Here is a 26,262-nt window from a genome sequence, read left to right on the forward strand (position 1 = left end):
CGGCCCGGTTTCAGTTACTTCCGCTTCGCGAGCACGAGCGACCACTGCGCCCGTCCGTCCTTGCCCGGAGCAATGCCCACGCCCGCCTCGTGCACGCCGCGCATCAGGATGTTCTTGCGGTGTCCCGCCGAATTCATCCAGAGCTCGACCACCCTCTGGGCCGTGGAAGGACCGCGCGCGATGTTCTCGGCCGCCGCGCGGAACCGGTAGCCTTGCCTGCGCAGGCGGTCGGTCAGGCCGGAACCGTTTGAGGTCTCGTGCGAGAGGACCGACCGGCGGGCGTTGTCGCAGGCCTGCACCTGTGCCGCGCCCTGCAACTTCCGCGACAGATCCAGCGGCGGAAGGCCTGCCTTGCGGCGTTCGGCGCTGACGAGGCGGATCACCTCGACACGAAGCGCGTCGGCCCCCTGCGGGGCCTTGCAGGGTTGGGCGGCCTGCAGGGGCGCCGCTGCGAGGATGAGAAGGCTGAGCAGGAGTGGGCGCATGGGACTCATCTTATTTGAGCTGAGGTTCCCATGCACGCAAAAGTTGAAAAATTCGAGGCGGTATCATGGCGTCGCCCGGCCCGGGTTGCGGATTCCTGCCGGCGCCACGATCCGGCCTCCGGCCGCGGCGGCATCCTCCGGGTCGTGCGACACCAGGACCACCGGCAGGCCGACCTGCCGTGCACGCCCGAGCACGAAGCCCCGAATCTGTGCGCGCAGTTCTGCGTCGAGGCGCGAGAACGGCTCGTCGAGAAGCAGCGCCGCGGGCTCGGCCAGCAGCGTCCGCATAAGGGCCACCCGGGCGCGTTGACCGCCCGAGAGCGTCGCAGGGTCCCGGTCCGCGAAGCCTGCCAGATCGGCCAGCGCCAGCGCCTCCTCGATTCGTGCCCGGCGCTCGCCGCCGCGGATCGACGGCGGCAGGCCGAAGCCGAGGTTGCCCGCCACCGACAGGTGCGGAAACAGCACGTCGTCCTGAAACAGCAGCCCGATGCGCCGGCTGCGCGTGGGCAGAGGCGTCACGTCCCGGCCGTCCAGCAGGATGCGCCCGCTCTGCCGGAAGGCGGGGGCGAGCGTGCCGATGATCGCGGCCAGCGCCGTGGACTTGCCCGAACCGGAAGGGCCCATGATGGTCACCACCTCGCCCGGGGCCACGGCGAGGTCGAGATCGACCAGCACGGCATCGCCGCGCGTCACGCGGAGGCGGTCGAGCCTGAGCCCCCTCATGCGGCTCTCATGCCGCGCCGGCGGCGGAAGAGGAGGGCGGGCAGGAGCAGCGCCGCCGCGAATCCGGCGGCGGGCAGGATCATCTGCAGGAGTGCGTAGGCACCGACGATGCGCCGGTTTCCGCCCGACGACAGCGCCACTGCCTCGGTTGTGAGGGTGGTGACCCTGCCTCCGCCGATCAGCAGCGTCGGCAGGTATTGCCCGATCGAGACGGCCATGCCGACCGCGAGGGCCGTCAGCACAGGCCGCAGCAGCATGGGCAGGCGCAACCGCCAGAAGATGCGGTCCGGCGAGGCACCGAGCGCTGCGCCCACCTGTCCGATCCGCGCGTCCCAGGCACGCCAGGGCGCCGAGAGCGACAGGAAGACATAGGGCAGCACGAAGACCAGATGCGCCGCCGCGACCGCGAGTGGCGTGCCGTCGAGGCCGAGGCCGAGCGCCGCCACCTGAAGACCCGGCAGGAAGGCCACCTGCGGAACGATGAGCGGCAGGTAGAGCGTCGTCATCGCGCGCGGCGAAGGGACGAGCGCGTGACGCTGCTCCGCCTCGAGGCAGGCGAGCGTCAGTGCGAGCGCCGCTGTCGCGACCGCCGCCGCCAGCCCGAGCGTGAGCGTGGCGGTGCGGGCAAGGTCGGGCGCCGCCTCGCGCCACACGCGGAGGCTGAAGGTCCGCGGAAGCGCGTCGGGAAAGGTCCAGAGGCCCGCCACGGACCAGACCGCGAGCCCCGCCAGTCCGAGGAAGACCGCCGCGAGCACGAGGGCCGTGCCGCCGAGCGTCAGCGGCCGCAGGAACGCATCCAGCGTCACGCCCCGCCATCCGCCGCCAGCCGCGCGCAGCAGCAGGCGGCGCCCCACGATTTCGGCGCTCCGCCAGATCCCGAGCGCCGCCAGCACCAGCGCGAGCTGCAGGAGCGCCGCCGCCGCGGCGCGGCCCCGCTCGGCCAGCGCCGGATCCGCCATCCAGAGCGCGATCTGCACGGCAAGCGTGGGCGGACGGTTGGGGCCGAGGATCATGGCCATCTCGACCGCCGACATCGAATAGGCCAGCACCGCATAGCAGGGCAGCCGAATCTGGGCATAGAGCGCGGGAAGGACGGACAGGGCCCAGCCTGCCGCGCGGCCGTAGCCGAGCGTCTCGGCAAGCATCGTCCGCCGGGCGGCATCGGTCTGGGGCAGGGCGGCCAGCGACATCAGGAGAAGGAAGGGCACCTCCTTCGCGACGAGCCCCGCGATCAGAGCCAGGCCCGCAGGGTCGTTCAGCGTCAGCAGATCGGGCGGCACCCCGAGACCGGTCGCCCAGGGCGAGAGGGCGCGCAGGATCCACCCCGAGGGCGCGATGAGGAAGGCCAGCCCCAGGGCGACCGCCGCATGCGGGACGGCGAGGAGCGGCGAGAGCAGCTGGAGCACCGCCCCGAACAGTCGCCCGCCGGGCAGAAGGGCAAGGATCAGGAGCGTCAGGCCGAGGGCGAGCGCCGTGGAGGCCATCCCTGTGACGAGCGAGAGGCGCAGCGAGGCGCCGAGGCCCGGCCAGTCGGCCAGCGCTCGGAAGGCCGCGAGATCGGGACCGTCGCCCAGCCCGAAGGCGGGGGCGATGGTGCCCGCAAGCCCCGCCGCCACCGGCAAGAGCATCAGCGCGAGCGTCAGCCGCGGCGCCTGCCGCAGGAGCGCGCCCGCGCCTTTCCTCACCGGGCGGTTCCGTATCGGCGCGTCCAGTCCTCGGCAATCCGCTCCATCCAGCTGGCATCCGGTTCGAGAAGGGCCGGGCCGAGTTCGTCCGGGGCGAGCGTGGCCAGGCCGAGGTCGAGGGCGTCGAAACGCGCCCGGTCCTCGGGCGACAGCCGCGCGAGATCCAGCACGGTCTGGAAGCCGAGCATGGCCGGATCCTGCGCCCGCGCCTGCACCTCGGGGTCGAGCAGGAGGTTCGCGATCACCTTCGCGCCCGCCTCGTGGCTTGCGTTGAAGGGAATGGCCACGAAGCTCGCATTGCCGATGGTGCCGCCCTCGAGCGTGAAGGTGCGGACCGTGTCCGGCAGCTCTCCGGCCGCGATGGCTGCCGAGGCGCGGCCCGGGTTGAAGGCGAAGGAGATGGCGATCTCGCCGTCGGCAAAGAGCTGGCCGAGAGCGGGCTCGTTGGCCGGATAGGCGCGACCCTCGCGCCACAGATGCGGCTCCGCCCGGTCGAGCCAGTCCCAGAGCGGCGCCGTGGCCTCCTCGTAGGTGGCTGGATCGACGGGCTTCTGGAGGAGGCGCGGATCCTCGATCACGCCGTAGAGCACCTGCTTGAGGAAGGTCGTGCCGAGGTAGTCCGGCGGCTGGGGAAAGGTGAATCTGCCGGGATTGACCTCGATCCAGGCGAGCAGGTCGGAGAGACGGCGCGGCGGCGCGGGCAGCCGCTCGCTGTCATGCTCGAAGACGAGCTGGGCCATGGCCCAGGGGCTCTCGAGCCCGTCCGTGGCCTCGGTGAAGTCGGTGACGACCGCCGGCTTGCCCGCGACATCGACGAGGGGCCAGTTCGGGAGGCTCTCGGCGAAGGGTTCGGACAGGAGCCCCTGTGCCTTCATCGCCGCGAAGTTCTCGCCGTTGATCCAGATGAGATCGACCGCGCCGCCCTCGCTGCGCCCGGCCTGCTTCTCGGCCAGCACCCGCGCCACCGCGTCAGTCGTGTCCGCAAGCTTCACCTGTTCGAGCGTCACCCCGTAGCGTGCGCGCGCCTGATCTCCCACCCACGAGATGAAGGCGTTGATCTTCGGATCGCCACCCCAGGCGTGCCAGTAGACCGTCTGGCCCTCTGCCTCGGCGAGCACCCGATCCCATGCCTCGTCTGCCCGCGCCGGGGATGCTAGTGCCGCGAGGCAGACCAGCGCCGCCCCCATCGTCCGTCTCAGCATCCGGTCTCCTTCCTGGCGCCACCTCGCCAGACCTGACTTAAACCGCGCCACCCCCCGGCGGCAATCGCCGCCGTTGCACCGGCGCAGCGCTTGCGCCAGAGAGAGATAGTGCAGGAGGCGCCATGCTCGACGGCCTGATGAGACGCCTGATCGACCCGCCGCTGAACCGGGCGGGGCGCGTGCTGGCCCGCCGCGGCTGGAGCGCGGATGCGGTCACGCTGGCTGGCCTCGCGCTGGGTCTGACGGCGGCCTTTCTGGTGGCGATCGGGGTGCCGACCGCATGGGCCGTCCTGCCCTTCCTTGCCGGGAGGGTGGCCGACGGGCTCGACGGCGCGATCGCGCGGGCACGGCACAAGACGGACTTCGGCGGCTATCTCGACATCACCTGCGACTTCCTCTTCTACGCGGCCTTCCCCCTGGCCTTCGTGCTGCGCGAGCCTTCCGACGGGGTGGCGGGCGCCTTCCTCCTCGCCTCCTTCTATGTCAACGGATCGAGCTTCCTCGGGTTTGCGGTGCTGGCCGCCCGGCGCGGACTGGAGACGCGGGCGCGCGGCGAGAAATCGCTCTATTTCACCGCAGGGCTTCTCGAAGGCAGCGAGACGATCCTCTTCTTCCTGTTCCTGTGCCTTTTTCCGCAGTTCTTCTCTCCCGCTGCCTGGATTTTCGGCACGCTCTGCTTCGTCACCGCCGCGAGCCGCGTGCTCCTCGCCCGCCGCCTGTTCCGGGATTGAGCGCGCATCGAGCCGCAGGCTGTCCGTGACGGGCGCTCCGGCAGCCGGAAGATCCCCGGAATCCGGGCGCGGACGGCCCTTGGCGCGGACCGATGGGCGGATCCGAGGCGCCGATGCCGCGAGCCACCGCAGCCGCCCATTTTTTCCGCCACCCTTGCGGGGGCGGGAGCGCGCCACTAAGACTCGGGTAACAGCTGGACGATAATCGTTGCAAATATCACGGGACAGCAGGCGCACATGAAAGACCCTATCGATCTCTACATGAACACGCTCGTGCCGATGGTGGTCGAACAGACCAGCCGGGGGGAACGGGCCTACGACATCTACAGCCGCATGCTGAAGGAGCGGATCATCTTCCTCTCCGGGCCGGTGCACGACGGGATGTCGTCGCTGATCTGCGCGCAGCTGCTGTTCCTCGAGGCGGAGAACCCCTCGAAGGAAATCGCGATGTACATCAACTCGCCGGGTGGAGTGGTGACCTCGGGTCTGTCGATCTACGACACGATGCAGTACATCCGGCCCAAGGTCTCGACGCTGGTGATCGGGCAGGCGGCCTCGATGGGTTCGCTGCTGCTGACCGCGGGCGAGAAGGGGATGCGTTTCTCGCTGCCCAACAGCCGGGTGATGGTGCACCAGCCCTCGGGCGGCTACCAGGGCCAGGCCACCGACATCATGATCCACGCGCGCGAGACGGAAAAGCTCAAGCGTCGGCTGAACGAGATCTACGTCCGGCACACGGGCCAGGACCTCGAAACGGTCGAGGCTGCGCTCGAGCGCGACAACTTCATGTCGGCCGAGGATGCCAAGGCCTGGGGTCTCATCGACGAGATCCTCGAAAGCCGCAGCAGGGCGGACGACACGGCGAAGTGACGAACGGCCCCCCGGCGCCGCGGACGGCGGGGGGCGATTTGGCGTTGTGAAGGTCGGGGGCTTGTCCTAGACTTTCGCTTCAGGCCGGCAGGGTGGGCCCCAAGGCGACGGCAGAGGACGACGATGGCGAACAATTCTGGCAGCGACAGCAAGAACACCCTCTACTGCTCTTTCTGCGGCAAGAGCCAGCATGAGGTGCGCAAGCTGATCGCAGGGCCGACCGTGTTCATCTGCGATGAGTGCGTCGAGCTCTGCATGGACATCATCCGCGAGGAGACGAAATCCACCGGCCTCAAGTCGGCGGATGGAGTCCCCACCCCGCGCGAGATCTGCAAGGTGCTCGACGATTACGTGATCGGGCAGATGCACGCCAAGCGGGTGCTCTCGGTCGCGGTGCACAACCACTACAAGCGGCTCAACCACAGCTCGAAGAACGACATCGAGCTGTCGAAGTCGAACATCCTGCTGATCGGCCCGACCGGTTGCGGCAAGACGCTGCTCGCGCAGACGCTGGCCCGCATCCTCGACGTGCCCTTCACCATGGCGGATGCGACGACGCTGACGGAAGCCGGCTATGTCGGCGAGGATGTCGAGAACATCATCCTGAAGCTTCTGCAGGCCTCGGAATACAACGTCGAGCGGGCGCAGCGCGGCATCGTCTACATCGACGAGGTCGACAAGATCACCCGCAAGTCCGACAACCCCTCGATCACCCGCGACGTCTCGGGCGAGGGGGTGCAGCAGGCGCTGCTGAAGATCATGGAAGGCACGGTGGCGAGCGTTCCCCCGCAAGGCGGGCGCAAGCATCCGCAGCAGGAATTCCTGCAGGTAGACACGACCAACATCCTCTTCATCTGCGGTGGCGCCTTCGCGGGTCTTGAAAAGATCATCGCGCAGCGCGGCAAGGGGTCGGGTATCGGCTTTGGCGCCGAGGTCAAGGATCCGGACTCGCGTGGCGTGGGCGAACTGTTCACCGAACTCGAGCCCGAGGATCTGCTGAAGTTCGGCCTGATCCCGGAATTCGTCGGCCGTCTGCCGGTGATCGCGACGCTGACCGACCTCGACGAGTCGGCGCTGGTCACCATCCTGACCGAGCCGAAGAACGCGCTGGTCAAACAGTATCAGCGGCTGTTCGAGATCGAGGGCACGAAGCTCACCTTCACGGCCGATGCACTGGTCGCGATCGCCAAGCGCGCGATCAAGCGCAAGACCGGTGCGCGCGGCCTCCGCTCGATCATGGAGGATATCCTCCTCGACACGATGTTCGAGCTTCCGGGCCTCGAGGGCGTGGAAGAGGTGGTCGTGAACGAGGAAGCGGTGAACTCCGGGGCGAAGCCGCTCCTGATCTACACCGAGGTCACGAAAAAGAAAGACGCGACCGCGAGCTGACGGCGCCTCCGCGCCTGCGGATTCGAAGGCGGGTTCAGGCCCGCCTTCTTCTTTTCTGCCGATCCCGCTGGACCTCGGCGGCGGCATTTGCCATATCGGTGCAACAGCTTTCGGAGGCTCGTGGATGTCCATTCTCAAGCGCGCGATCACCTGGTGGACCGGCCAGACGCTCGGCACCCAGCTTTTCACCTGGCGGTATGGCGTGAAGGTCGGCGAGGACGAGCAGGGCAACCTCTTCTACACCTCCAAGGACGGGAAGCGCCGCTGGGTGATCTACAACGGAGAGATCGAGGCCAGCCGCATCAGCCCGGACTGGCACGGCTGGCTGCACAACACCTGGGAGGATCCGCCGACATCAAGGCCTCTGCTGCACAAGCCGTGGGAGAAGGCGCATGTCGAGAATCTGACCGGGACCGACCGCGCCTATGCGCCGCCCGGTTCGATCCGTCGCACCGAGCCGGTGGCCCGGCGTGACTACGAGGCATGGCAGCCCGAATAATGGCCGAGAACCGTTCAGAAATCCTTGCCGGAGCTGCGGTCCTCGCGGCGGCGATCGGCTTCCTCGTCTATGCCGGCGAGAGCGCAGGGATCACCCGCGACGGCGGCTCCTATCCGCTGACGGCGAGTTTCCGGTCGGCCGAGGGCATCTCGGTCGGAACCGATGTGCGTCTCGCGGGCGTCAAGGTCGGCACGGTGACGGCGCTTTCGCTGAACCCGCAGACCTTCTTCGCCGATGCCACGATCTCGGTCCGGCAAGGGATCGGTCTGCCGACGGATTCTGCCATCCTGATCTCGTCCGAAGGACTTCTGGGGGGCAACTTCGTCGAACTCGTCCCCGGCGGCGCGCTCGAGAACCTCCAACCTGGCGAGGAGATCGAGGACACCCAGGGGTCGGTCAGCCTGATCTCGCTTCTGATGAAGTTCGTGGGCTCGGGCGCCGAGGACACGATAAAGGGCGACGAGGGATGAAGATCCTCGCGGCGCTGCTCCTGATGGCCGCGCCGGCGATGGCGCAGGATCTGCGCACGGCCGAAGGCGGCGGCGCGCTCCTGCGCTGGCTCGACAAGATGTCGGGCGAGACCGCGGATGTGGAACTGCAGCGCGGCCAGTCCGCGGTCAGCGGCCACCTGACCATCGAACTCGACGAATGCCGTTTCCCCGCGGGCGACCCGGCCTCGGACGCCTATGCCCATCTCACGATCCGGGATTCGCGCGCGGCCGAGCCGGTCTTCGACGGCTGGATGATCGCCTCGAGCCCGGCACTCTCGGCGCTCGACCACCCGCGCTACGACGTCTGGCTGCTGCGCTGCACCACGGACGCCGGGTCGGGCCAGTAGCCCGGCGGCTCGAATTCCGCCGTCCCCGTCAGAGCTTCGGCCAGCCTGTCCTGATAGTCGGCGCGCGAGATCTCGACCGCACCCATCGAGGCGAGGTGGGGGGTGAGGAACTGGGTGTCGAAGAGCGTGAAGCCTCCGGCGCGCAACCGGTCGATCAGGAAGGCCAGCGCGACCTTCGAGGCATCGGTCCGGCGCGAGAACATGCTCTCGCCGAAGAAGGCCCGGCCGAGCGTCACGCCGTAGACGCCGCCCACCAGTGTGTCGCCCTCGCGCACTTCGAGCGAATGGGCGTGGCCCAGGGCATGGAGGGCGATGTAGAGACGGAAGATCGTGGAATTGATCCAGGTCTCGTCCCGGTCGGCACAGCCCTCGACGGTGCCCGCAAAATCCTCGTCCACCGAGATTCGCCAGTCCATCCGCCGGATGCGTCGCCCGAGGCTGCGCGAGATCCGGAAGCCGTCGAGGGGGATAATGCCGCGCCATTTCGGATCGATCCAGTGAATGGCGGGATCGTCGCGCGACTCGGCCATCGGGAAGATTCCCAAGGCATAGGCGCGCAGCAGCAGGCGGGGGGAAAGTTCGGGCGGCTTCATGCGCCGCCCGAGCGGAAGGTCAGCCGAACTGGGCGGCGAGCCATTTTTCCAGCCAGTGGATATTGTAGTCGCCATTCTGGATGTCGGGCTCGGCCAGAAGCGCGTGGAAGAGCGGCACGGTCGTGTCGATCCCGTCCACGATCAGCTCGCCCAGCGCGCGGTGCAGGCGCGCGAGCGCCTCGGGCCGGTCGCGGCCATGCACGATCAGCTTGCCGATGAGGCTGTCGTAGTAGGGCGGGATCGAATAGCCGCCGTAGAGCGCCGAGTCCATCCGCACGCCCAGACCGCCGGGCGCATGGAAGACCCGCACCTTGCCGGGGCAGGGGGAGAAGTTCGGCAGCTTCTCGGCGTTGATCCGGACCTCGATGGCGTGGCCGTTGATCTCCAGCGCCTCCTGGCTGAAGGACATCGGCAGGCCCGCCGCCACGCGGATCTGCTCGCGCACGAGGTCCACGCCGAAGATCGCTTCGGTGACAGGGTGTTCCACCTGCAGGCGGGTGTTCATCTCGATGAAGTAGAACTCGCCCTCCTCGTAGAGGAACTCGATCGTGCCGGCGCCGATATAGTTGATCCGGGCCACGGCCTCGGCGCAGATCTTGCCGATCTTCGCGCGCATTTCGGGCGTGATGACCGGGCCGGGGGCTTCCTCGAACACCTTCTGGTGCCGGCGCTGCAGCGAGCAGTCGCGCTCGCCCAGGTGGACCGCGCGGCCCTTGCCGTCGCCGAAGACCTGGATCTCGATATGCCGCGGCTTCTGGAGATACTTCTCCATGTAGACTTCGTCATTGCCGAAGGCGGACTTCGCCTCGGCGCGCGCGGTGCGGAAGGCGATCTCGAGTTCTTCCTCGTTGCGGGCGACCTTCATGCCGCGCCCGCCGCCGCCCGCCGTGGCCTTGATGATGACCGGGAAGCCGATCTCCTTCGCGGTGGCGATGGCGGCCTCGTAGTCCGGCACGCCGCCGTCCGATCCCGGCACGCAGGGCACGCCGAGCGCCTTCATCGTGTCCTTCGCGGTGATCTTGTCGCCCATGATGCGGATGTGATCCGCAGTCGGGCCGATGAACTCGATCCCGTGGTCCTGCAGTGCTTGGGCGAAGGCCGCGTTCTCGGAGAGGAAGCCGTAGCCGGGGTGCACGGCCTCGGCGCCGGTGATCTCGCAGGCCGAGATGATCGAGGCCTTGCTGAGGTAGCTCTCGGCCGAGGAGGCGGGGCCGATGCAGACGCTCTCGTCGGCCATGCGCACGTGCATGGCATCCGCGTCCGCCGTCGAATGGACGGCGACCGACCTGATCCCCATCTCCTGGCAGGCCCGGATCACGCGCAGGGCGATCTCGCCGCGGTTGGCGATCAGGATCTTCTCGAACATCGGGGCCTCACTCGATGATCATGAGGGGCGCGCCGTATTCGACCGCCGTGCCGTCCGAGACGAGAACCCGCTTCACCGTGCCCGAGCGGGGGGCCGGGATGTGGTTCATCGTCTTCATCGCCTCGATGATCAGGAGGGTCTGGCCTTCCGAGACCGCCGAACCCACGGTGACGAAGGGCGAGGCGCCCGGCTCGGGCGCGATGTAGGCGGTGCCGACCATGGGCGAGGTGACCGCGCCCGGATGCTGCGCCGGATCCTCGACCGCGGCAGGGGACGCCGCGGCGGCAGGGGCCGCGCCTGCGGACACCACCGGCGCCGGTGCCATCATCGGCGCCGCGACCTGCGTCGTGACGATGTTCGCCTGCTTGACCACGCGGACCTCGAGGCTGTCGTCCTCGCCGTATTCCCGCTTGACCGAAAGTTCCGTCAGTTCGTTGCTGTTCAGAAGCTCGGCCAGGGCCTGGATGAAGGCGACATCGGCCTCTGTGTTGTTCTTGCTCATGACGTCCTCGGGTTGGCTTTTCTGCCGGAAGGAGACGGGCCGCTCGGCCCGGCCCGGCGCGCGGTTTGCTGGCTTATACGCAAAGGGCGCGGGGGAGAAAAGCGCCAGTTCGTCGCGAGAAGGCAAGGCCCTGCCGCTTTTTCGGGCAAAGAGCCGATGTTCCTGCGCGAGAGCGTGCCTCCACCGGCCGGGTGATTATTTATCGTTTGGTAAAAAATCGGGGTCGTGCCAGCCTGTTTCCACAATCAACAGCCCAGGGAGGGCCCGACGTTGTCCAACAGCCAGCTTACGCCCGGCGTGGTGCCGGGGCGTCTGCCAGCGGATGCCTACTGCCGGAACTTCGCCGATGTAGAGCCGCCGCTGGATCGCCACGAGGCGAAGGTCGCCGCGGACCGCTGCTACTTCTGCCACGACGCGCCCTGCGTCACGGCATGCCCGACGGCGATCGACATCCCGCTTTTCATCCGCCAGATCGCAACCGGCACGCCCGAGGCCGCGGCGCGGACGATCTTCACCCAGAACATCCTCGGCGGAATGTGTGCCCGCGTCTGCCCGACCGAGCAGCTCTGCGAGGAGGTCTGCGTCCGCGAGGTGGCCGAGGGCAAGCCGGTCGAGATCGCGCGGCTGCAGCGCCACGCGACCGACACGCTGATGGCGAAGAACCTCCACCCCTTTGCCCGGGCGGCTGCGACGGGCAAGCGCGTGGCGGTGGTGGGGGCAGGCCCTGCGGGTCTCGCCGCCGCGCACCGCCTGGCGATGCTCGGGCACGAGGTCACGATCTTCGACGCGCGTCCGAAGCCCGGCGGGCTGAACGAATACGGCATCGCCAGCTACAAGACACCCGGCAACTTCGCCCAGGCCGAGGTGGACTGGCTGATGATGATCGGCGGGATCACGCTGAAGACGGGCATGGCGCTCGGGAGGGATGTGACGCTCGGGGGACTGCGAGAGGAGCATGACGCAGTGTTCCTCGGGATGGGGCTGTCGGGGGTGAACGCGCTCCGGACCGAGGGCGAGGATCGCGGCCATGTTTATCCGGCGGTCGATTTCATCGCGGCGCTGCGTCAGGCCGAGGATCTCGCCGCGCTGCCCATCGGCCGTAATGTCGTGGTGGTTGGCGGCGGCATGACGGCCATCGACGCGGGCGTGCAGGCGAAGCTGCTCGGGGCCGAGAACGTGACCATCGTCTATCGCCGCGGGCAGGAGAGGATGAGCGCTTCGCGCCACGAGCAGGAGCATGCCACGTCGCATGGCGTGCGCCTGATCTGCAACGCCGCGCCGGTGAAGGTGCATGGCAACGGCGCGGTGCGCGAGGTCGAGTTCGCCTATACCGAGGACGGTCCCGAGGGGCTGAAGCTCCTGCCCGAGACTTTCCGGCTCAAGGCCGACCAGCTCTTCAAGGCCATCGGCCAGACGCTCGGCGACGTGCCCGAGGGCCTCGTCCTCAGCGGCGGCAAGATCGCGGTGGATGCCTCGGGACGGACGAGCCTTGCCGGCGTCTGGGCGGGCGGCGACTGCGCCACGGGCGGCGAGGACCTGACGGTGACAGCGGTTGCCCAGGGGCGGGATGCCGCCATCGACATCCATGCCGAGCTGTGCCGCCCATGACCCTGCCTTGCAAGGCCATCGGCTTCGGGCTAGGCAATCGCCCGGTCAGCACCGGAGAGGCGCATGGAAGGCATCGTCGAGACGATCGTGGATTTCATCCGCGACAACAGTGCCTGGGCGCTCTGGATCGCCATGGGATTTGCCGCGGCAGAGACGACGGCCTTCCTGTCGATCCTCATTCCCTCGACCGCGATCCTGTTCGGAGTGGGGGCGCTGGTCGCGACCGGCGGGCTGGACTTCACTCCGATCTGGATCGGCGCCTCGATCGGCGCGATGCTGGGCTCCTTCTTCTCCTTCTGGCTCGGCTGGCGGTTCGGTCCACGGGCGCTCGAGATGCCGCCGATGCGCGACCACCAGGCGCTCGTCCGTCGCGGGACGGACGCCTTCTCGCGCTGGGGATCGCTTGCGGTCATCATCGGCCATTTCTTCGGTCCGCTGCGCGCGGTGGTCTTCGTTCTGGCCGGGGTCTCGCGGCTCTCGTTCTGGAAGTTCGCGCCGGTCAACATCCTGGGCTGCATCGCCTGGGCCTGGGCCACGCCGAAATCGGGCGAGATCGGCGGCAACATCCTCGGCTATCTCTGGAATCTCGTCACGGGCGGCTGACCGTCGCTGCCCGTTCCATGGCACCCCGTCAGGCCGCATCGCGGCCCGTTCCCCATTTGTGAGGAGCACTCCATGGCCAATCTTCAGTCCGACTTCCTCGGCATCAGGTCCCCCAATCCGTTCTGGCTGGCCTCCGCGCCGCCCACCGACAAGGAATACAACGTCCGCCGCGCCTTCGAGGCGGGCTGGGGCGGCGTCGTCTGGAAGACGCTGGGCTCCGAAGGCCCGCCGGTCGTGAACGTGAACGGCCCGCGCTACGGCGCGGTCTATGGCGCGGACCGGCGGCTTCTGGGGCTGAACAACATCGAGCTCATCACCGACCGGCCGCTCGAGGTGAACCTGCGCGAGATCAAGGCGGTCAAGCGCGACTATCCCGACCGCGCGCTGGTCGTCTCGCTGATGGTGCCCTGCGACGAGCAGTCGTGGAAGGACATCCTCGCCCATGTCGAGGATACCGGGGCCGACGGGGTCGAGCTGAACTTCGGCTGTCCGCACGGCATGGCCGAGCGCGGCATGGGCTCGGCCGTGGGGCAGGTGCCGGAATACATCGAGATGGTCACGCGCTGGGTGAAGCAGAATTCGCGCATGCCCTGCATCGTGAAGCTCACCCCCAACGTCACCGACATCCGCAAGCCCGCCGAGGCCGCGAAGCGCGGCGGCGCCGATGCCGTCAGCCTGATCAACACGATCAACTCGATCACCAGCGTCGATATCGACGCCTTCTGTCCCGAGCCGATGATCGACGGCAAGGGCACCCACGGCGGCTATTGCGGCCCCGCGGTGAAGCCCATCGCGCTGAACATGGTGGCCGAGATCGCGCGCAACCCCGAAACGCATGGTCTGCCGATTTCGGGCATCGGCGGCGTCACCACCTGGCGCGACGCGGTCGAATTCATGCTGCTCGGCGCAGGCAACGTGCAGGTCTGCACCGCCGTGATGACCTATGGCTTCCGCATCGTGCAGGAGATGATCTCGGGGCTCTCGGATTACATGGACGCAAAGGGCTTTGCCTCGACGGCGGACATCGTCGGCCGTGCGGTGCCGAACGTGACCGACTGGCAGTATCTGAACCTGAACTACGTCACCAAGGCCCAGATCGATCAGGAGCTCTGCATCAAGTGCGGCCGCTGCTATGCCGCCTGCGAGGACACCAGCCACCAGGCCATCGCCATGTCGCCCGACCGCATCTTCTCGGTGAAGGACGAGGAATGCGTGGCCTGCAATCTCTGCGTGGACGTTTGCCCCGTCGAGGATTGCATCACGATGCGCGAGCTGCCGAAAGGGGCGACAGATCCCCGGACGGGCCGCACCATCGGCGACTACGCCAACTGGCTCAGCCATCCGAACAACCCCTCGGTGCGCGAAGCCGCCGAATGAGCGATCCTGCGGCGCCTCTGCGCAGGCGCCGCAACCGGAAGCGAGGCAGGGACGGCCTGCGCACGCGCGGCCACTGGTCGTTTATCCTGCTCAGGAAGGCATGACCGGACCGCCCGCGCGTGCGCGGCGATTGGCGCCAGAGGCCTGAACCCGACGGTCCACTGCCCGGTGCCGCCCACCCGGACGGTCCGCGCGCGGGCACCGGGCAGGCGGCATTCCGCTTGAAGCCCGTGCTGCAGCCGCAGAGAAAAGCCGGGATCGCGTTCTTCCGGCGCACCGGCAACCGCCCGCATGGCGCCCGGTTTTTCGCCGATACCGGTATCACTTGCCGGTCAGGCTCGCCATCACGCTGCACCTGCGAAGCAGGTAGCGCCTTGCGCTTCTACCTTGGCGTGCGGCCAAATTTTTGATTTCGGCCTGGGGTTGCTGTATCTTGGTGATGCGCCGGGCCTATTTGATTCCCTCGGCGCGCATCTTTTCTACGCAGATATTTCGATCCCAGACATTCCGAAGAGATGGAGACATCGCATGACTGCTCGGCAGGACTTCCGTCGTTCCTTCGCTCACGAGCCTACGCGTCCCCACGGCCTCGAATGCCACCACGGCCACTCGCCGCGAGAGCCTTCGCCCGCTTCCCTGAATGCCCTTTCCGGTCACGGCGATCCCGGCAAGTTCGGGCGGATGTTCCCGATGCTGCCGCCGCTTTTCGTGGTCGACGAGGCGCTTCTCGATCTCGCCCGCGCCATGAAGGACGTCGAGCCCGCCTCGGCTGCGGGCGACAATCCCGACGTGCCGGCGGGCTTCACCTATCTCGGCCAGTTCATCGACCATGACATCACCCTCGACCTGACCCCGCAGGAGGTCCAGAAGGAGGATCCGCTCGCCACCGTCAACTTCCGCACGCCCGCGCTCGATCTCGACGCGCTCTACGGGCCGGGACCGGCGCTCGCGCCCTATCTCTACCAGCGCGATCCGGCCACCGGCGCGATGACGCCGAAGCTGCTGGTCGGCAAGGCCACGACATCGCCGGACGCCGCGGGCGGCACGATCCCGGACCTGCCGAACGACCTGCCGCGCAGCAGCGCCGGCCGCGCCATCATCGGCGACGAGCGCAACGACGAGAACCTGCTGGTGGCGCAGACCCATCTCGCCATGATCAAGTTCCACAACAAGGTGGTGGACTGGGTGGCCGAGCGCAGCCCCGGCCTCAGCTCGGGCGAGCTCTTCGACGAGGCGCGTCGCGTCACCACATGGCACTACCAGTGGATCGTGCTCTTCGACTTCGTGGAGCGCCTCACCGAGCCCGGGCTCATCCGGCGTATCAAGGACGAGGGGCGGCGCTTCTACCGCTTCCGCTCGCGGCCCTACATGCCGGTGGAATTCTCGGCGGCGGGCTACAGGCTCGGGCATTCGATGGTGCGCGAGACCTACGACCACAACCGGGTGTTCAACTCCGGCCCGGTCGCGTTGGCGCCGGGGTCGCTGGGCCTGCTCTTCGCCTTCACCGCCAAGTCGGGCTCCATCATCGGCGATCTCGCGGCGCAGGCGCCGGCAGGCTCGTTCCCGCCCGTCGGGGCGCAGGCCACGCTGCCCTCGAACTGGGTGATCGACTGGCGCCGCTTCTATGACTTCGGCGGCAATCCGGATGGCGTGACCGTCAACCATTCGCGGCGGATCGACCCGCTGCTGGTGCCGGCGCTACACCAGTTGCCGGGCGCGGGCTCGGAGAAGGCGGGCATCCTCGCCTTCCTGAACCTGCGGCGCGGGGTGTTGCTGGGCCTGCCTTCGGGGCAGTCGGTGGCGGCGGCGATGGGCGTGGCGCCGCTCGATCCGCAGGACATCGCGGATTCGGGTCCGGACGGCGCGGCCGCGGCGGCGCACGGGCTGCATGAGGAAACGCCGCTCTGGTACTACATCCTGAAAGAGGCGCAGCTCCTGCGCGACGGGCGCGCGCTCGGCCCAGTGGGGTCGATCATCGTCGCCGAGACCTTCCTTGGCCTCGTGCATGGCGACCAGCGCTCGTTCCTCTGGCTGCGCAGCAACTGGAAACCCGAGCTGCCGCGGGCCGAGCCGGACACCTTCACCATGGTCGACCTGCTGAACTTCGTGAGCGACATCAACCCCACCGGAGACGGCGGCCCCACCGCCTGAGGTCTGCGGCGCCGGACCGCGCTCCCGGCTGGTGCAGGTCAGACCGCCAGAAGGCGGCGGAACACCGTCTCGAGGTAGAGCCCGGCCTCCGGAAAGGGGTCGGGCTCGGCTTTGCCGAGGACCGCCCGCACCTGCATGTCGAAATCGGCGTAATGCTGTGTCAGCGCCCAGATCGAGAAGATCAGATGCACGGGATGAAGCCGGGCGATCCGGCCCTCGGTCATCCAGCGGTCGAGGACGGCGGCCTTCTCCTCGACCAGATCCTTCAGGTCGGTCTCGATCACCGGGCGCAGGCGCGGCGCGCCCTGAAGGATCTCGTTGGCGAACAGCCGGCTCTCGCGCGGGAAGTCGCGCGACAACTCGAGCTTGCGGCGGACATAGGCGAGGATCTCCTGCACCGGGTCGCCTTCGGGGTTCATGGCCTTCAGCGGGTCGAGCCACGTCTCGAGCAACTGCGAGAGGAGGGCGAGATGGATCGCCTCTTTGGACGGGAAGTAGTAGAGCAGGTTCGGCTTCGACAGGCCCGCGACCTCGGCGATCTGGTCGAGCGTCGCGCCGCGGAAGCCCTGAGCCGCAAAGACCTCGAGCGCCGCCTCGAGGATGGCTTCCGAGTTCCGCTGCTGGATGCGGGTTTGCCGTGGCCGGCTCATCCTTGCGGTCCGTGTGGGTCGGGATCCATGCGTCGCTCCTTCATGCGACGGAACGGTAGCCGCTTCCTGACCGTATGGTCAAAGATTCGCGGCGTCCGGATGCGCCGCGTGGGCGACGGAGGGGCCTTGGGGCCGCCGTCATGACTCTGCGAGGTCGCGGGACAGTCGAAGGTTCGCATCCTGACGTCGATATGGGCAGGGACGCCCTCGAACCGGGCATCCTGGCAGCTTGAGCCTTTTGGTCGCATGAGCGGTTCCGAACATGCGCCACCTCGCTCGCGCCGCGCGCCCTCGCGGCCGGGATACCTGGATGCGGCCCGCCGAGAGCATCTCCGGAAGGCAGCTCCGGCCCAACCGGTCTGCCCAGCATCCTGAGCCTGCCTGAATTTGTCTCTGTGAGACGGTGCCGGTCGCTGCGGGACGGCGCGCCCGGTCTGCAATCGGCCGCCCCTCCGTGGGGCAGGTCGGGCAGCGCTCGGAGATATTTATTGACCGCTTGGTCAGGTTATGTTGCGCTCCCGTCTGACCGGATGGTCGAACGATGCGCAACAGAAGAGTCGGGGCGCGCGGCGCTTTTGCGCCCTGCAACCCCGGACAGGGAGAAGAGCATGGCCGAGACGGCGGCGGCAGGTGAGAACCTGCGCATCAACGGCGAACGCCTGTGGGACAGCCTCATGGACATGGCCAGGATCGGCCCCGGCGTGGCCGGGGGCAACAACCGCCAGACCCTGACCGATGCCGATGCCGAAGGACGCGCGCTTTTCGCCCGCTGGTGCGAGGAGGCGGGCTGCAGCATGGGCGTCGATGCGATGGGCACCATGTTCGCCACCCGTGCAGGCGAGGATCCCGAAGCGCTGCCGGTCTATGTGGGAAGCCATCTCGACACACAGCCTACCGGCGGCAAGTATGACGGCGTGCTGGGGGTGCTCGGCGCGCTGGAGGTGGTGCGCAGCCTGAACGATCTCGGCATCCGCACCAAGCATCCGATCGTCGTGACCAACTGGGCCAACGAAGAGGGCGCACGCTTCGCCCCCGCCATGCTCGCCTCGGGGGTTTTCGCCGGGATCCACTCGCTCGACTACGCCTATGGCCGGAAGGATCTGGAGGGCAAGAGTTACGGCGACGAACTCTCCCGCATCGGCTGGAAGGGCGAGGAGGAGGTCGGCGCACGGAAGATGCACGCCTATTACGAGCTTCACATCGAACAGGGGCCGATCCTCGAGGCCGAAGGAAAGACCATAGGGGTGGTCACGCATTGCCAGGGTCTGTGGTGGCTCGAATTCACCCTGACAGGGAAGGAGGCGCATACCGGCTCCACTCCCATGGGAATGCGCACCAATGCGGGCCTCGCCATGGCACGGATCTTCGAGATGGTGCAGGAGGTGGCGATGGCGGCCCAGCCGGGTGCCGTTGGCGGCGTGGGGCAGGTGACCTTCGCGCCCAACTCGCGCAACGTGCTGCCGGGCAGGGTCGTGTTCACGGTGGACATCCGCTCGCCCGACCAGTCCAAGCTCGACGGGATGCGCGCGGCCATCGAGAGCCGCGCGGCCGCGATCTGCGAGGAACTGGGCGTCGGCTGCGCGGTCGAACCGGTGGGCCATTTCGATCCCGTGACCTTCGCGCCTGAACTGGTGGCGAACGTGCGCGCTGCGGCCGAGAAGCTGGGGCTGAGCCACATGGACCTCATCTCGGGCGCGGGCCACGACGCCTGCTGGGCCGCGAAGGTCGCGCCCGCCACGATGGTCATGTGCCCCTGCGTGGGCGGGCTCTCGCACAACGAGGCCGAGGAGATCTCGCCGGAATGGGCGACCGCCGGGGCCGAGGTGCTGTTCCACGCGGTGCTCGAAAGCGCGGGCGTGGTGGCCTGACGAGAGCCCGGGGGGCTGTCTGCCCCCCGGCCCCCCCCGAGGATATTCGGGCGAGAATGAAGGGGCGGGCGGCGAGGACAGCGCTGCCGCTCCGACAGCACGGCGGTCGAAGGAGAGGATCATGAGCACAGTCATCAGGAACGGAACGATCGTCACGGCCGATCTTACCTACAGGGCCGATGTGCGGATCGAGGGCGGTGTGATTACCGAAATCGGGCCGGATCTCGCAGGCGACGAGGTGCTGGACGCGACCGGCTGCTACGTGATGCCGGGAGGGATCGACCCGCATACCCATCTCGAGATGCCCTTCATGGGCACTTATTCCTCGGACGATTTCGAGAGTGGAACCCGGGCCGCGCTCGCGGGCGGCACGACGATGGTGGTCGATTTCGCGCTGCCTGCCCCCGGGCAGGGGCTGATGGATGCGCTCGCCATGTGGCACAACAAGTCGGGGCGCGCCAACTGCGACTATTCCTACCACATGGCGATCACCTGGTGGGGCGAGCAGGTCTTCGACGAGATGCAGGCGGTGGTTGATCAGGGGATCACCTCGTTCAAGCATTTCATGGCCTACAAGGGCGCCCTGATGGTGAACGACGACGAGCTCTATGCAAGCTTCCGTCGCTGCGCCGATCTGGGGGCGCTCGCCATGGTCCATGCCGAGAACGGCGACGTGGTGGCCGAGCTTTCCGCGCGGCTGCTGGCCGAGGGCAATCGCGGGCCCGAGGCCCATGCCTACTCGCGCCCCCCGCAGGTCGAGGGCGAGGCCACGAACCGCGCCATCATGATCGCGGACATGGCGGGCGTGCCGCTCTATGTCGTGCACACCTCCTGCGAGGAGGCGCACGAGGCGATCCGGCGGGCGCGGATGCAGGGCAAGCGGGTCTGGGGCGAGCCGCTGATCCAGCACCTGACGCTGGACGAGAGCGAGTATTTCAACCCCGACTGGGACCATGCCGCCCGCCGGGTGATGAGCCCGCCCTTCCGCAACAAGCAGCATCAGGACTCGCTTTGGGCCGGGCTGCAGTCGGGGTCGCTCTCGGTCGTGGCGACCGATCACTGCGCTTTCACGACGGATCAGAAGCGCTTCGGATTGAACGACTTTACCAAGATCCCCAATGGGACGGGAGGGCTCGAGGACCGGATGCCGATGCTCTGGACGCATGGCGTGAACACCGGACGTCTGACGCCGAACGAGTTCGTGGCCGTAACCTCGACCAATATCGCGAAGATCCTGAACTGCTACCCGAAGAAGGGCGCGGTGCTGGTGGGGGCGGATGCCGATCTCGTGGTCTGGGACCCGGAGAAGACCAAGGTGATCTCGGCAGGCTCGCAGCAGTCGGCGATCGACTACAACGTCTTCGAGGGCAAGGAGGTGAAGGGCCTGCCGCGCTTCACGCTGACCCGCGGCAAGGTCGCCGTGGCCGACGGCGAGATCCGCACCGAGGAAGGCCACGGGCAGTTCGTCGCGCGAGAGCCGCGCCCGGCGGTCAACCGCGCGCTCTCGGCCTGGAAGGAGCTGACGGCGCCGCGCGCGGTCGAGCGCTCCGGCATCCCGGCCACGGGGGTCTGATGGGAGACGCCCTTGCGAGTGGCCGGCCGGTGATCGAGGCGCGGGGCGTGGGCCTGACCTTCGCCACCGCGGACGGGCCGGTTCATGCGTTGAAGGACGTGGACCTGAAGGTGATGAAGGGAGACTTCGTCTCCTTCATCGGCCCCTCGGGCTGCGGCAAGACTACCTTCCTGCGCGCGGTGGCGGCGCTCGAGCATCCCACCGAGGGCGAGTTGCGCGTGAACGGCATGACGCCCGAGGAGGCGCGCCGCCGCCGCGCCTATGGATATGTCTTTCAGGCGGCCGGGCTTTATCCCTGGCGCACCATCGCGGGCAACATCCGCCTGCCGCTGGAGATCATGGGATTTGCCCGCGACGAGCAGGAGCGGCGCGTGAAGGACGTGCTGCAGCTGGTCGAGCTGGAGGGCTTCGGGAAGAAATACCCCTGGCAGCTCTCGGGGGGCATGCAGCAGCGCGCCTCGATCGCGCGGGCGCTGGCCTTCGATGCCGATATCCTGCTGATGGACGAGCCCTTCGGCGCGCTGGACGAGATCGTGCGCGACCGGCTGAACGAGGCGCTGCTGAAGCTCTGGGCGCGCACCGGCAAGACCATCGGCTTCGTGACCCATTCGATCCCTGAGGCGGTTTATCTTTCGACGCGGATCGTGGTGATGAGCCCGCGCCCGGGACGGATCACCGACGTGATCGAAAGCCCGCTGCCGCGCGAGCGGCCGCTCGACATCCGCGACAGCCGCGAGTTCATCGAGATCGCCCATCGCGTCCGCGAGGGGCTTCGGGCGGGGCATTCCTATGACGACTGAGCGGCGGTGGGCGGGAAGAGACTTCGTGCAAATCGTGAATTCCGCCGCTGAGGGCATTGTCCGGATTGGGTTTTCGGTTCGTGCCATCCCTCCGGGCCGTCAGTGTCCTGCACAATCCGTCGGCCACGAGCGCGCGGTCGGTGCCATTCGCCCGGTGAGACATCCCGCATCCGGAGCCGGCGCATGAGGTCACTCGTTCCCGTCCTGACGGTCGTCGCCGTGATCGTGGCGCTCTGGTACGCCGCCTCGGTCGCGATGAACGCGCAATGGGTGCGCGACCAGGCGGCGCGCGCCGGCGAGGAGATCGGTCTTTCGGAGATCCTGCCCCGGACGATGAGCCAGGAACGCCCCGTCCTGCCCGCGCCGCATCAGGTGGCGAAGGGCCTCTGGGACGGCGTGGCCGGCCAGAAGATCACCTCGAAGCGCAGCCTCGTCTATCACGGCTGGATCACGCTGTCGGCCACGCTTCTGGGCTTCGGCATCGGCACCGGGCTCGGCATCCTGCTCGCGGTCGGCATCATCCACAACCGTGCCATGGATCAGAGCGTCATGCCCTGGGCCATCGCGAGCCAGACCATCCCGATCCTTGCGATCGCGCCGATGATCATCGTGGTGATGAACTCCATCGGCGTCTCGGGGCTTCTGCCGAAGGCGGTTATCTCGGCCTATCTCAGCTTCTTCCCGGTGGTCGTCGGCATGGTGAAGGGGCTGCGCAGTCCCGACGCGATGCAGCTCGACCTGCTCTCCACCTACAACGCGAGCCGGTCGCAGGCCTTCTGGAAGCTGCGGCTGCCGGCCTCGCTGCCCTATCTCTTCGCTTCGCTGAAGGTCGGGATCGCGGCGAGCCTCGTCGGCGCCATCGTGGGCGAGCTTCCCACCGGCGCGGTTGCGGGCCTCGGCGCACGGCTGCTGTCGGGGAGCTATTACGGGCAGACGATCCAGATCTGGTCGGCGCTCTTTGCGGCTGCCGTGGTGGCTGCGGCGCTGGTGGGGATCGTGGGCGCGATTCAGGCACAGGTGCTGCGGCGGATGGGGATGGCGCGATGACGCTGGTCTTCCTCGCCCTTGTCGTCTGGGTGGTGACGCTGGTCCTGAACGTGCGGATCTCTCACACCGATTTCTCGACGCGCCGCTTCGGGCGGCTCTTGGTGCCGGCGATCTTCGGGCTCACCATCCTCGTGGTCTGGGAGCTTCTGGTGCGCGGGCTCGAGGTGCCCTCGGTGATCCTTCCGCCGCCCTCGGCCATCGGCGCACGGATCGCCCGCAGCCTGCCGGTGCTCTGGGGAGATTTCGTGCAGACCTTCGTGAAGGGCGCGCTCTCGGGCTGGATCATCGGCTGCGGCGCGGCGGTCGTGACCGCCATCGCCATCGACCGCTCGCCCTTCCTGCAGAGGGGCCTCCTGCCCGTGGGCAACTTCGTGGCGGCGCTGCCCATCGTGGGGATCGCACCGATCCTCGTCATGTGGTTCGGCTTCGACTGGCAGTCCAAGGCCGCTGTCGTGGTGGTCATGGTCTTCTTCCCCGTGCTCGTGAACACGGTCGAGGGGCTCGCGGCCACCGACCGGATGCAGCGCGACCTGATGAAGACCTACAGCGCGAGCTACGTGCAGTCGCTTCTGAAGCTGCGGCTGCCGGCGGCGATGCCCTTCATCTTCAACGGACTGAAGATCGCGACGACGCTCGCGCTTATCGGTGCCATCGTCGCCGAATTCTTCGGCAGCCCGATCCGCGGCATGGGCTTCCGGATCTCGACCGAGGTGGGCCGGCTCGGGCTCGACATGGTCTGGGCCGAGATTGCTGTTGCGGCCCTTGCAGGCTCGGCCTTCTATGGGGCGGTCGCGCTGGTCGAGCGCGGGGTGACCTTCTGGCACCCGTCCCAACGACGTCAACGATAGCCCCGAAGGGGCACAACATGGAGGTAACGATGAAAGGACTGCTGACCGGAGCCGCGCTTCTCGCGCTCGCCGCCGGCACGGCTTCGGCCGAGGAGGTGACACTTCAGCTCAAGTGGGTGACGCAGGCCCAGTTCGCGGGCTACTACGTCGCCCTCGATCAGGGCTTCTACGAGGAAGAGGGGCTCGAGGTCACGATCAAGCCGGGCGGCCCGGACATCGCGCCGGTGCAGGTGCTGCTGGGCGGCGGGGCGGATGTCATGGTCGACTGGATGCCCTCGGCGCTCGCCGCGCGCGAGCAGGGGGCCGACATCGTGAACATCGCCCAGCCGTTCAAGAGCTCGGGGATGATGCTGACCTGCCTGAAGGAATCCGGCGTCGCCGCGCCCGAGGACTTCAAGGGCAAGACGCTGGGCGTCTGGTTCGGCGGCAACGAATATCCCTTCCTCAACTGGATGTCGAAGCTCGGCCTGCCGACCGATGGCTCGCCCGAGGGCGTGACGGTGCTGAAGCAGGGCTTCAACGTCGATCCGCTGCTGCAGAAGCAGGCGGCCTGCATCTCGACCATGACCTACAACGAATACTGGCAGGTCATCGACGCAGGGCTAGCGCCCGAGGATCTCGTGACCTTCAAGTACGAGGATCAGGGCGTGGCGACGCTGGAGGACGGGCTCTACGTCATGGCCGACAAGCTGAAGGATCCGGCCTTCGTCGAGACCATGGCCAAGTTCGTGCGCGCCTCGATGAAGGGCTGGAAATGGGCCGAGGAAAACCCGGACGACGCGGCGATGATCGTGCTCGACAACGATGACACGGGCGCGCAGACCGAGAGCCACCAGAAGCGGATGATGGGCGAGGTCGCCAAGCTCACGGCAGGCTCGAACGGCGCGCTGGACGAGGGCGACTACCAGCGCACCGTGGCCACGCTGATGGGCGGCGGCTCTGACCCGGTCATCTCGCAGGAGCCGGTCGGCGCCTGGACGCACGAGATCACGGACAAGGCGCTGAACTGAGCGCAGCAGGGGCGCGCCGGTGGCGCGTCCCTCGCCATCGCCCGCCGCGTGCCTTCCGGTGCCGTTCCGCAAGGGCCATGGCCTTTCCGCCGCCGTATCGGCGCGGTCTCGAAAACGGCAGCGGCATATGCGCGGCCCGCTCGTCAGAGCACCCGGCGGAGGCGCCGCGGCGGCTGGCCCATGGCCGCCTGCCGGACCGGCATGCCGCTGCTACGGCAGCAGCTTGCCCGGGTTGAGGATCCCCTTCGGATCGAGCGCCTGCTTCATGGCCCGCATCGCGCCGAGAGCGGCACCGTGCTGCGCCTCCATCTTGCCGATCTTGCCCATGCCGATGCCGTGCTCGCCCGAGACGACGCCACCAAGCCTGAGGGCAAGGTCGGACAGCAGGTCGGTGAACTCCTTCACCCGCTTCATCTCGGCCGCATCCTCGGGGTCCACGAGGATGCCGCAGTGGAAGTTGCCGTCGCCGACATGGCCCACGATGGCCTGCACGAGGCCGCGCGCATGTCCCTCCTCCTGCGCCACGGCGACGGCTTCGGCCAGGGCCGAGATCGGCACGCAGACGTCGGTCGAGACGGTCCGCGCCCCGGGCCGCAGCATCCGCGTCGCGTGATGCGCGTTGTGGCGCATGGACCAGAGGGCGCGCCGCTCTTCCGGCTGGCGGGACCAGCGGAAGGCCTGTCCACCATGCTCGGCGGCGATCTCCCCGAAGAGCGTCGCGGTCTCCGCGACCCCGCTTTCGGTGCCGTGGAATTCGACGAAGAGATGAGGTTCCTCCGGCAGGCCCGCTCCGGCATGGAGGTTGAAGCCGCGCACCATCATCCCGTCCACGAGCTCGATCCGCGCCACCGGCAGGCCCATCTGGATCGTGGCGACGACGGTCGCGACGGCCTCGGCCACCGAGGGGAAGCGGCAGATCGCGGCCGATTGCGCATCGGGCTGGCCGAAGAGACGCAGCGTGAGCTCGGTGATGATGCCGAGAGTGCCTTCCGACCCCACGAAAAGATGGGTGAGGTCGTAGCCGGTGGCCGATTTCCGGGCGCGGCTGCCGGTGCGGATCACCGTGCCGCAGGCCTGCACCACCTCGAGCGCCAGAACAGCCTCGCGCATCGTGCCGTAGCGGACGGCCGTGGTGCCCGAGGCGCGGGTCGCGGCCATCCCGCCCAGCGTGGCATTGGCGCCGGGATCGACGGGGAAGAAGAGGCCCGTGTCGCGCAGATGGGCATTCAGCGCCTCGCGCGTGACGCCGGGCTGCACCACCGCGTCGAGGTCTTCGGCGTGGACGGACAGGACCCGGTCCATCCCGGTCAGGTCCAGCGCGACCCCGCCCCGGATCGCCAGGTGGTGCCCTTCCAGCGACGAGCGCGCGCCCTGCGCCACCACGGGCGTGCCGGAGGCATGGCAGATCGCGAGGATGCGCGAGACCTCGGAGGTGGAGAGGGGACGCGCCACCGCATCGGGCAGCGCCGCCGGATACCACGCCTCGTTTTCGGCATGCTGCGCGCGTGTGGCCTGCGAGGTCAGGAGCCGCTCGCCCAGAAACTCGTGCAGCGCGTGGAGCGGCGCCTCTGCGCCGTCCGGGCTCAGGGTCTGGGTCGCGGAGTGGGTCATGTCGGTTCTCCTGAGGCGCTCCGCAGCCGTCGCGCGGCGCCACCAGAGCGCAGCGGAAGAGCCGGGTCAACCTCCTGCTCCGGCCCGGTGCCCGGGCTTCGCCGTCTGGACGTGCCGCGGGTGGCCGTCGTGCTGCGCATCAGCAGGTGGCCGATACCGCGATCCGCCACCTTCCACGGCGAAAAGCTCTTTAACTTAGGGAAAAGCGCCGAGACGACGCGGCAAGGACTTCC

The 26,262-nt window shown here is 68.1% G+C and carries 25 protein-coding genes; 16 read left to right on the top strand and 9 right to left on the bottom strand.

Annotated features, from left to right (window positions below; all coding sequences use genetic code 11):
* Positions 1-14 precede the first annotated feature (14 nt).
* The 4 genes from ACTVZP_RS02440 to ACTVZP_RS02455 all read right to left on the bottom strand — a co-directional run bounded on the left by ACTVZP_RS02440 (position 15) and on the right by ACTVZP_RS02455 (position 4,095).
* The gene (locus tag ACTVZP_RS02440; RefSeq protein ID WP_443210492.1) at positions 15-485 is read right to left on the bottom strand and encodes a CAP domain-containing protein; all 471 of its coding nucleotides are present in this window, start codon (positions 483-485) and stop codon (positions 15-17) included.
* 63 nt (positions 486-548) lie between these two features.
* Positions 549-1,208 (bottom strand): ATP-binding cassette domain-containing protein, encoded by a 660-nt coding sequence (locus ACTVZP_RS02445; protein ID WP_443210494.1) that lies wholly within the window; start codon positions 1,206-1,208, stop codon positions 549-551.
* Entirely contained in the window at positions 1,205-2,836 is a 1,632-nt protein-coding gene (locus tag ACTVZP_RS02450) for an ABC transporter permease (RefSeq protein WP_443210890.1), read from the bottom strand. Before ACTVZP_RS02450 ends, ACTVZP_RS02445 begins: the two co-directional genes overlap by 4 nt.
* Before the next feature lie 53 nt (positions 2,837-2,889).
* A complete protein-coding gene (locus tag ACTVZP_RS02455; protein WP_443210495.1) occupies positions 2,890-4,095 on the bottom strand; it encodes an ABC transporter substrate-binding protein in 1,206 nt (401 codons plus the stop codon).
* Between the two features lie 122 nt (positions 4,096-4,217).
* Between ACTVZP_RS02455 and ACTVZP_RS02460 the strand changes: the two genes are divergently transcribed.
* The 6 genes from ACTVZP_RS02460 to ACTVZP_RS02485 all read left to right on the top strand — a co-directional run bounded on the left by ACTVZP_RS02460 (position 4,218) and on the right by ACTVZP_RS02485 (position 8,422).
* On the top strand, positions 4,218-4,826 hold the full coding sequence (locus ACTVZP_RS02460; protein WP_443210496.1) for a CDP-alcohol phosphatidyltransferase family protein: 609 nt from the start codon (positions 4,218-4,220) through the stop codon (positions 4,824-4,826).
* Positions 4,827-5,063: 237 nt separating this feature from the next.
* The gene (locus ACTVZP_RS02465) at positions 5,064-5,696 is read left to right on the top strand and encodes an ATP-dependent Clp protease proteolytic subunit (RefSeq protein WP_443210497.1); all 633 of its coding nucleotides are present in this window, start codon (positions 5,064-5,066) and stop codon (positions 5,694-5,696) included.
* 123 nt (positions 5,697-5,819) lie between these two features.
* Entirely contained in the window at positions 5,820-7,085 is a 1,266-nt protein-coding gene (gene clpX / locus ACTVZP_RS02470) for an ATP-dependent Clp protease ATP-binding subunit ClpX (RefSeq protein ID WP_443210498.1), read from the top strand.
* Positions 7,086-7,209: 124 nt separating this feature from the next.
* A complete protein-coding gene (locus tag ACTVZP_RS02475; protein ID WP_443210499.1) occupies positions 7,210-7,584 on the top strand; it encodes an NADH:ubiquinone oxidoreductase subunit NDUFA12 in 375 nt (124 codons plus the stop codon).
* Entirely contained in the window at positions 7,584-8,054 is a 471-nt protein-coding gene (gene mlaD, locus ACTVZP_RS02480; RefSeq protein WP_443210891.1) for an outer membrane lipid asymmetry maintenance protein MlaD, read from the top strand. Before ACTVZP_RS02475 ends, mlaD begins: the two co-directional genes overlap by 1 nt.
* Positions 8,051-8,422 (top strand): DUF2155 domain-containing protein, encoded by a 372-nt coding sequence (locus ACTVZP_RS02485; protein WP_443210500.1) that lies wholly within the window; start codon positions 8,051-8,053, stop codon positions 8,420-8,422. The genes mlaD and ACTVZP_RS02485 overlap by 4 nt, the downstream gene beginning before the upstream one ends.
* On the opposite strand, the gene aat is transcribed toward ACTVZP_RS02485, so the two are convergent.
* The 3 genes from aat to accB are packed head-to-tail and all read right to left on the bottom strand — an operon-like array spanning position 8,371 to position 10,883.
* Complete coding sequence (gene aat, locus ACTVZP_RS02490; RefSeq protein WP_443210501.1) at positions 8,371-9,015, bottom strand: leucyl/phenylalanyl-tRNA--protein transferase; 645 nt, start codon at positions 9,013-9,015, stop codon at positions 8,371-8,373. The genes ACTVZP_RS02485 and aat overlap by 52 nt on opposite strands.
* A gap of 19 nt (positions 9,016-9,034) precedes the next feature.
* Positions 9,035-10,381, bottom strand: a complete 1,347-nt coding sequence (gene accC, locus ACTVZP_RS02495; protein WP_443210502.1) for an acetyl-CoA carboxylase biotin carboxylase subunit — start codon at positions 10,379-10,381, stop codon at positions 9,035-9,037.
* 7 nt (positions 10,382-10,388) lie between these two features.
* On the bottom strand, positions 10,389-10,883 hold the full coding sequence (accB, locus tag ACTVZP_RS02500; protein WP_443210503.1) for an acetyl-CoA carboxylase biotin carboxyl carrier protein: 495 nt from the start codon (positions 10,881-10,883) through the stop codon (positions 10,389-10,391).
* A gap of 270 nt (positions 10,884-11,153) precedes the next feature.
* Here accB and ACTVZP_RS02505 point away from each other — a divergent pair, with 270 nt between their 5' ends.
* The 4 genes from ACTVZP_RS02505 (at position 11,154) to ACTVZP_RS02520 (ending at position 16,622) form a co-directional block, all read left to right on the top strand.
* Positions 11,154-12,491 carry an NAD(P)-dependent oxidoreductase gene (locus ACTVZP_RS02505; protein ID WP_443210504.1) on the top strand — a complete coding sequence of 446 codons (1,338 nt, stop codon included), beginning with the start codon at positions 11,154-11,156 and terminating at the stop codon, positions 12,489-12,491.
* Between the two features lie 63 nt (positions 12,492-12,554).
* A complete protein-coding gene (locus ACTVZP_RS02510) occupies positions 12,555-13,094 on the top strand; it encodes a DedA family protein (protein ID WP_443210505.1) in 540 nt (179 codons plus the stop codon).
* Positions 13,095-13,166: 72 nt separating this feature from the next.
* Positions 13,167-14,471: an NAD-dependent dihydropyrimidine dehydrogenase subunit PreA gene (gene preA, locus ACTVZP_RS02515; protein ID WP_443210506.1), complete on the top strand. Its 1,305-nt coding sequence runs from the start codon at positions 13,167-13,169 to the stop codon at positions 14,469-14,471.
* A 690-nt stretch (positions 14,472-15,161) separates the two neighbouring features.
* Positions 15,162-16,622 (top strand): peroxidase family protein, encoded by a 1,461-nt coding sequence (locus ACTVZP_RS02520; protein WP_443210507.1) that lies wholly within the window; start codon positions 15,162-15,164, stop codon positions 16,620-16,622.
* Between the two features lie 38 nt (positions 16,623-16,660).
* Here the strand turns inward: ACTVZP_RS02520 and ACTVZP_RS02525 are convergent, their stop codons facing one another.
* The gene (locus ACTVZP_RS02525; RefSeq protein WP_443210508.1) at positions 16,661-17,272 is read right to left on the bottom strand and encodes a TetR family transcriptional regulator C-terminal domain-containing protein; all 612 of its coding nucleotides are present in this window, start codon (positions 17,270-17,272) and stop codon (positions 16,661-16,663) included.
* A gap of 608 nt (positions 17,273-17,880) precedes the next feature.
* Between ACTVZP_RS02525 and ACTVZP_RS02530 the strand changes: the two genes are divergently transcribed.
* The 6 genes from ACTVZP_RS02530 to ACTVZP_RS02555 all read left to right on the top strand — a co-directional run bounded on the left by ACTVZP_RS02530 (position 17,881) and on the right by ACTVZP_RS02555 (position 24,418).
* Positions 17,881-19,140 (top strand): Zn-dependent hydrolase, encoded by a 1,260-nt coding sequence (locus ACTVZP_RS02530; RefSeq protein ID WP_443210509.1) that lies wholly within the window; start codon positions 17,881-17,883, stop codon positions 19,138-19,140.
* A 121-nt stretch (positions 19,141-19,261) separates the two neighbouring features.
* On the top strand, positions 19,262-20,713 hold the full coding sequence (hydA, locus tag ACTVZP_RS02535) for a dihydropyrimidinase (protein WP_443210510.1): 1,452 nt from the start codon (positions 19,262-19,264) through the stop codon (positions 20,711-20,713).
* Positions 20,713-21,513: an ABC transporter ATP-binding protein gene (locus tag ACTVZP_RS02540; protein ID WP_443210511.1), complete on the top strand. Its 801-nt coding sequence runs from the start codon at positions 20,713-20,715 to the stop codon at positions 21,511-21,513. Before hydA ends, ACTVZP_RS02540 begins: the two co-directional genes overlap by 1 nt.
* Before the next feature lie 183 nt (positions 21,514-21,696).
* Positions 21,697-22,560: an ABC transporter permease gene (locus tag ACTVZP_RS02545; protein WP_443210512.1), complete on the top strand. Its 864-nt coding sequence runs from the start codon at positions 21,697-21,699 to the stop codon at positions 22,558-22,560.
* Complete coding sequence (locus ACTVZP_RS02550; protein ID WP_443210513.1) at positions 22,557-23,408, top strand: ABC transporter permease; 852 nt, start codon at positions 22,557-22,559, stop codon at positions 23,406-23,408. The genes ACTVZP_RS02545 and ACTVZP_RS02550 overlap by 4 nt, the downstream gene beginning before the upstream one ends.
* Positions 23,409-23,437: 29 nt before the next feature.
* Entirely contained in the window at positions 23,438-24,418 is a 981-nt protein-coding gene (locus ACTVZP_RS02555) for an ABC transporter substrate-binding protein (RefSeq protein WP_443210514.1), read from the top strand.
* A 210-nt stretch (positions 24,419-24,628) separates the two neighbouring features.
* Here the strand turns inward: ACTVZP_RS02555 and ACTVZP_RS02560 are convergent, their stop codons facing one another.
* Entirely contained in the window at positions 24,629-26,029 is a 1,401-nt protein-coding gene (locus ACTVZP_RS02560) for an FAD-binding oxidoreductase (RefSeq protein ID WP_443210515.1), read from the bottom strand.
* Positions 26,030-26,262: the final 233 nt, after the last annotated feature.

This window comes from Rhodobacter sp. NSM, from assembly GCF_052244495.1.
In the GTDB taxonomy this organism is placed as follows: domain Bacteria; phylum Pseudomonadota; class Alphaproteobacteria; order Rhodobacterales; family Rhodobacteraceae; genus Cereibacter_A.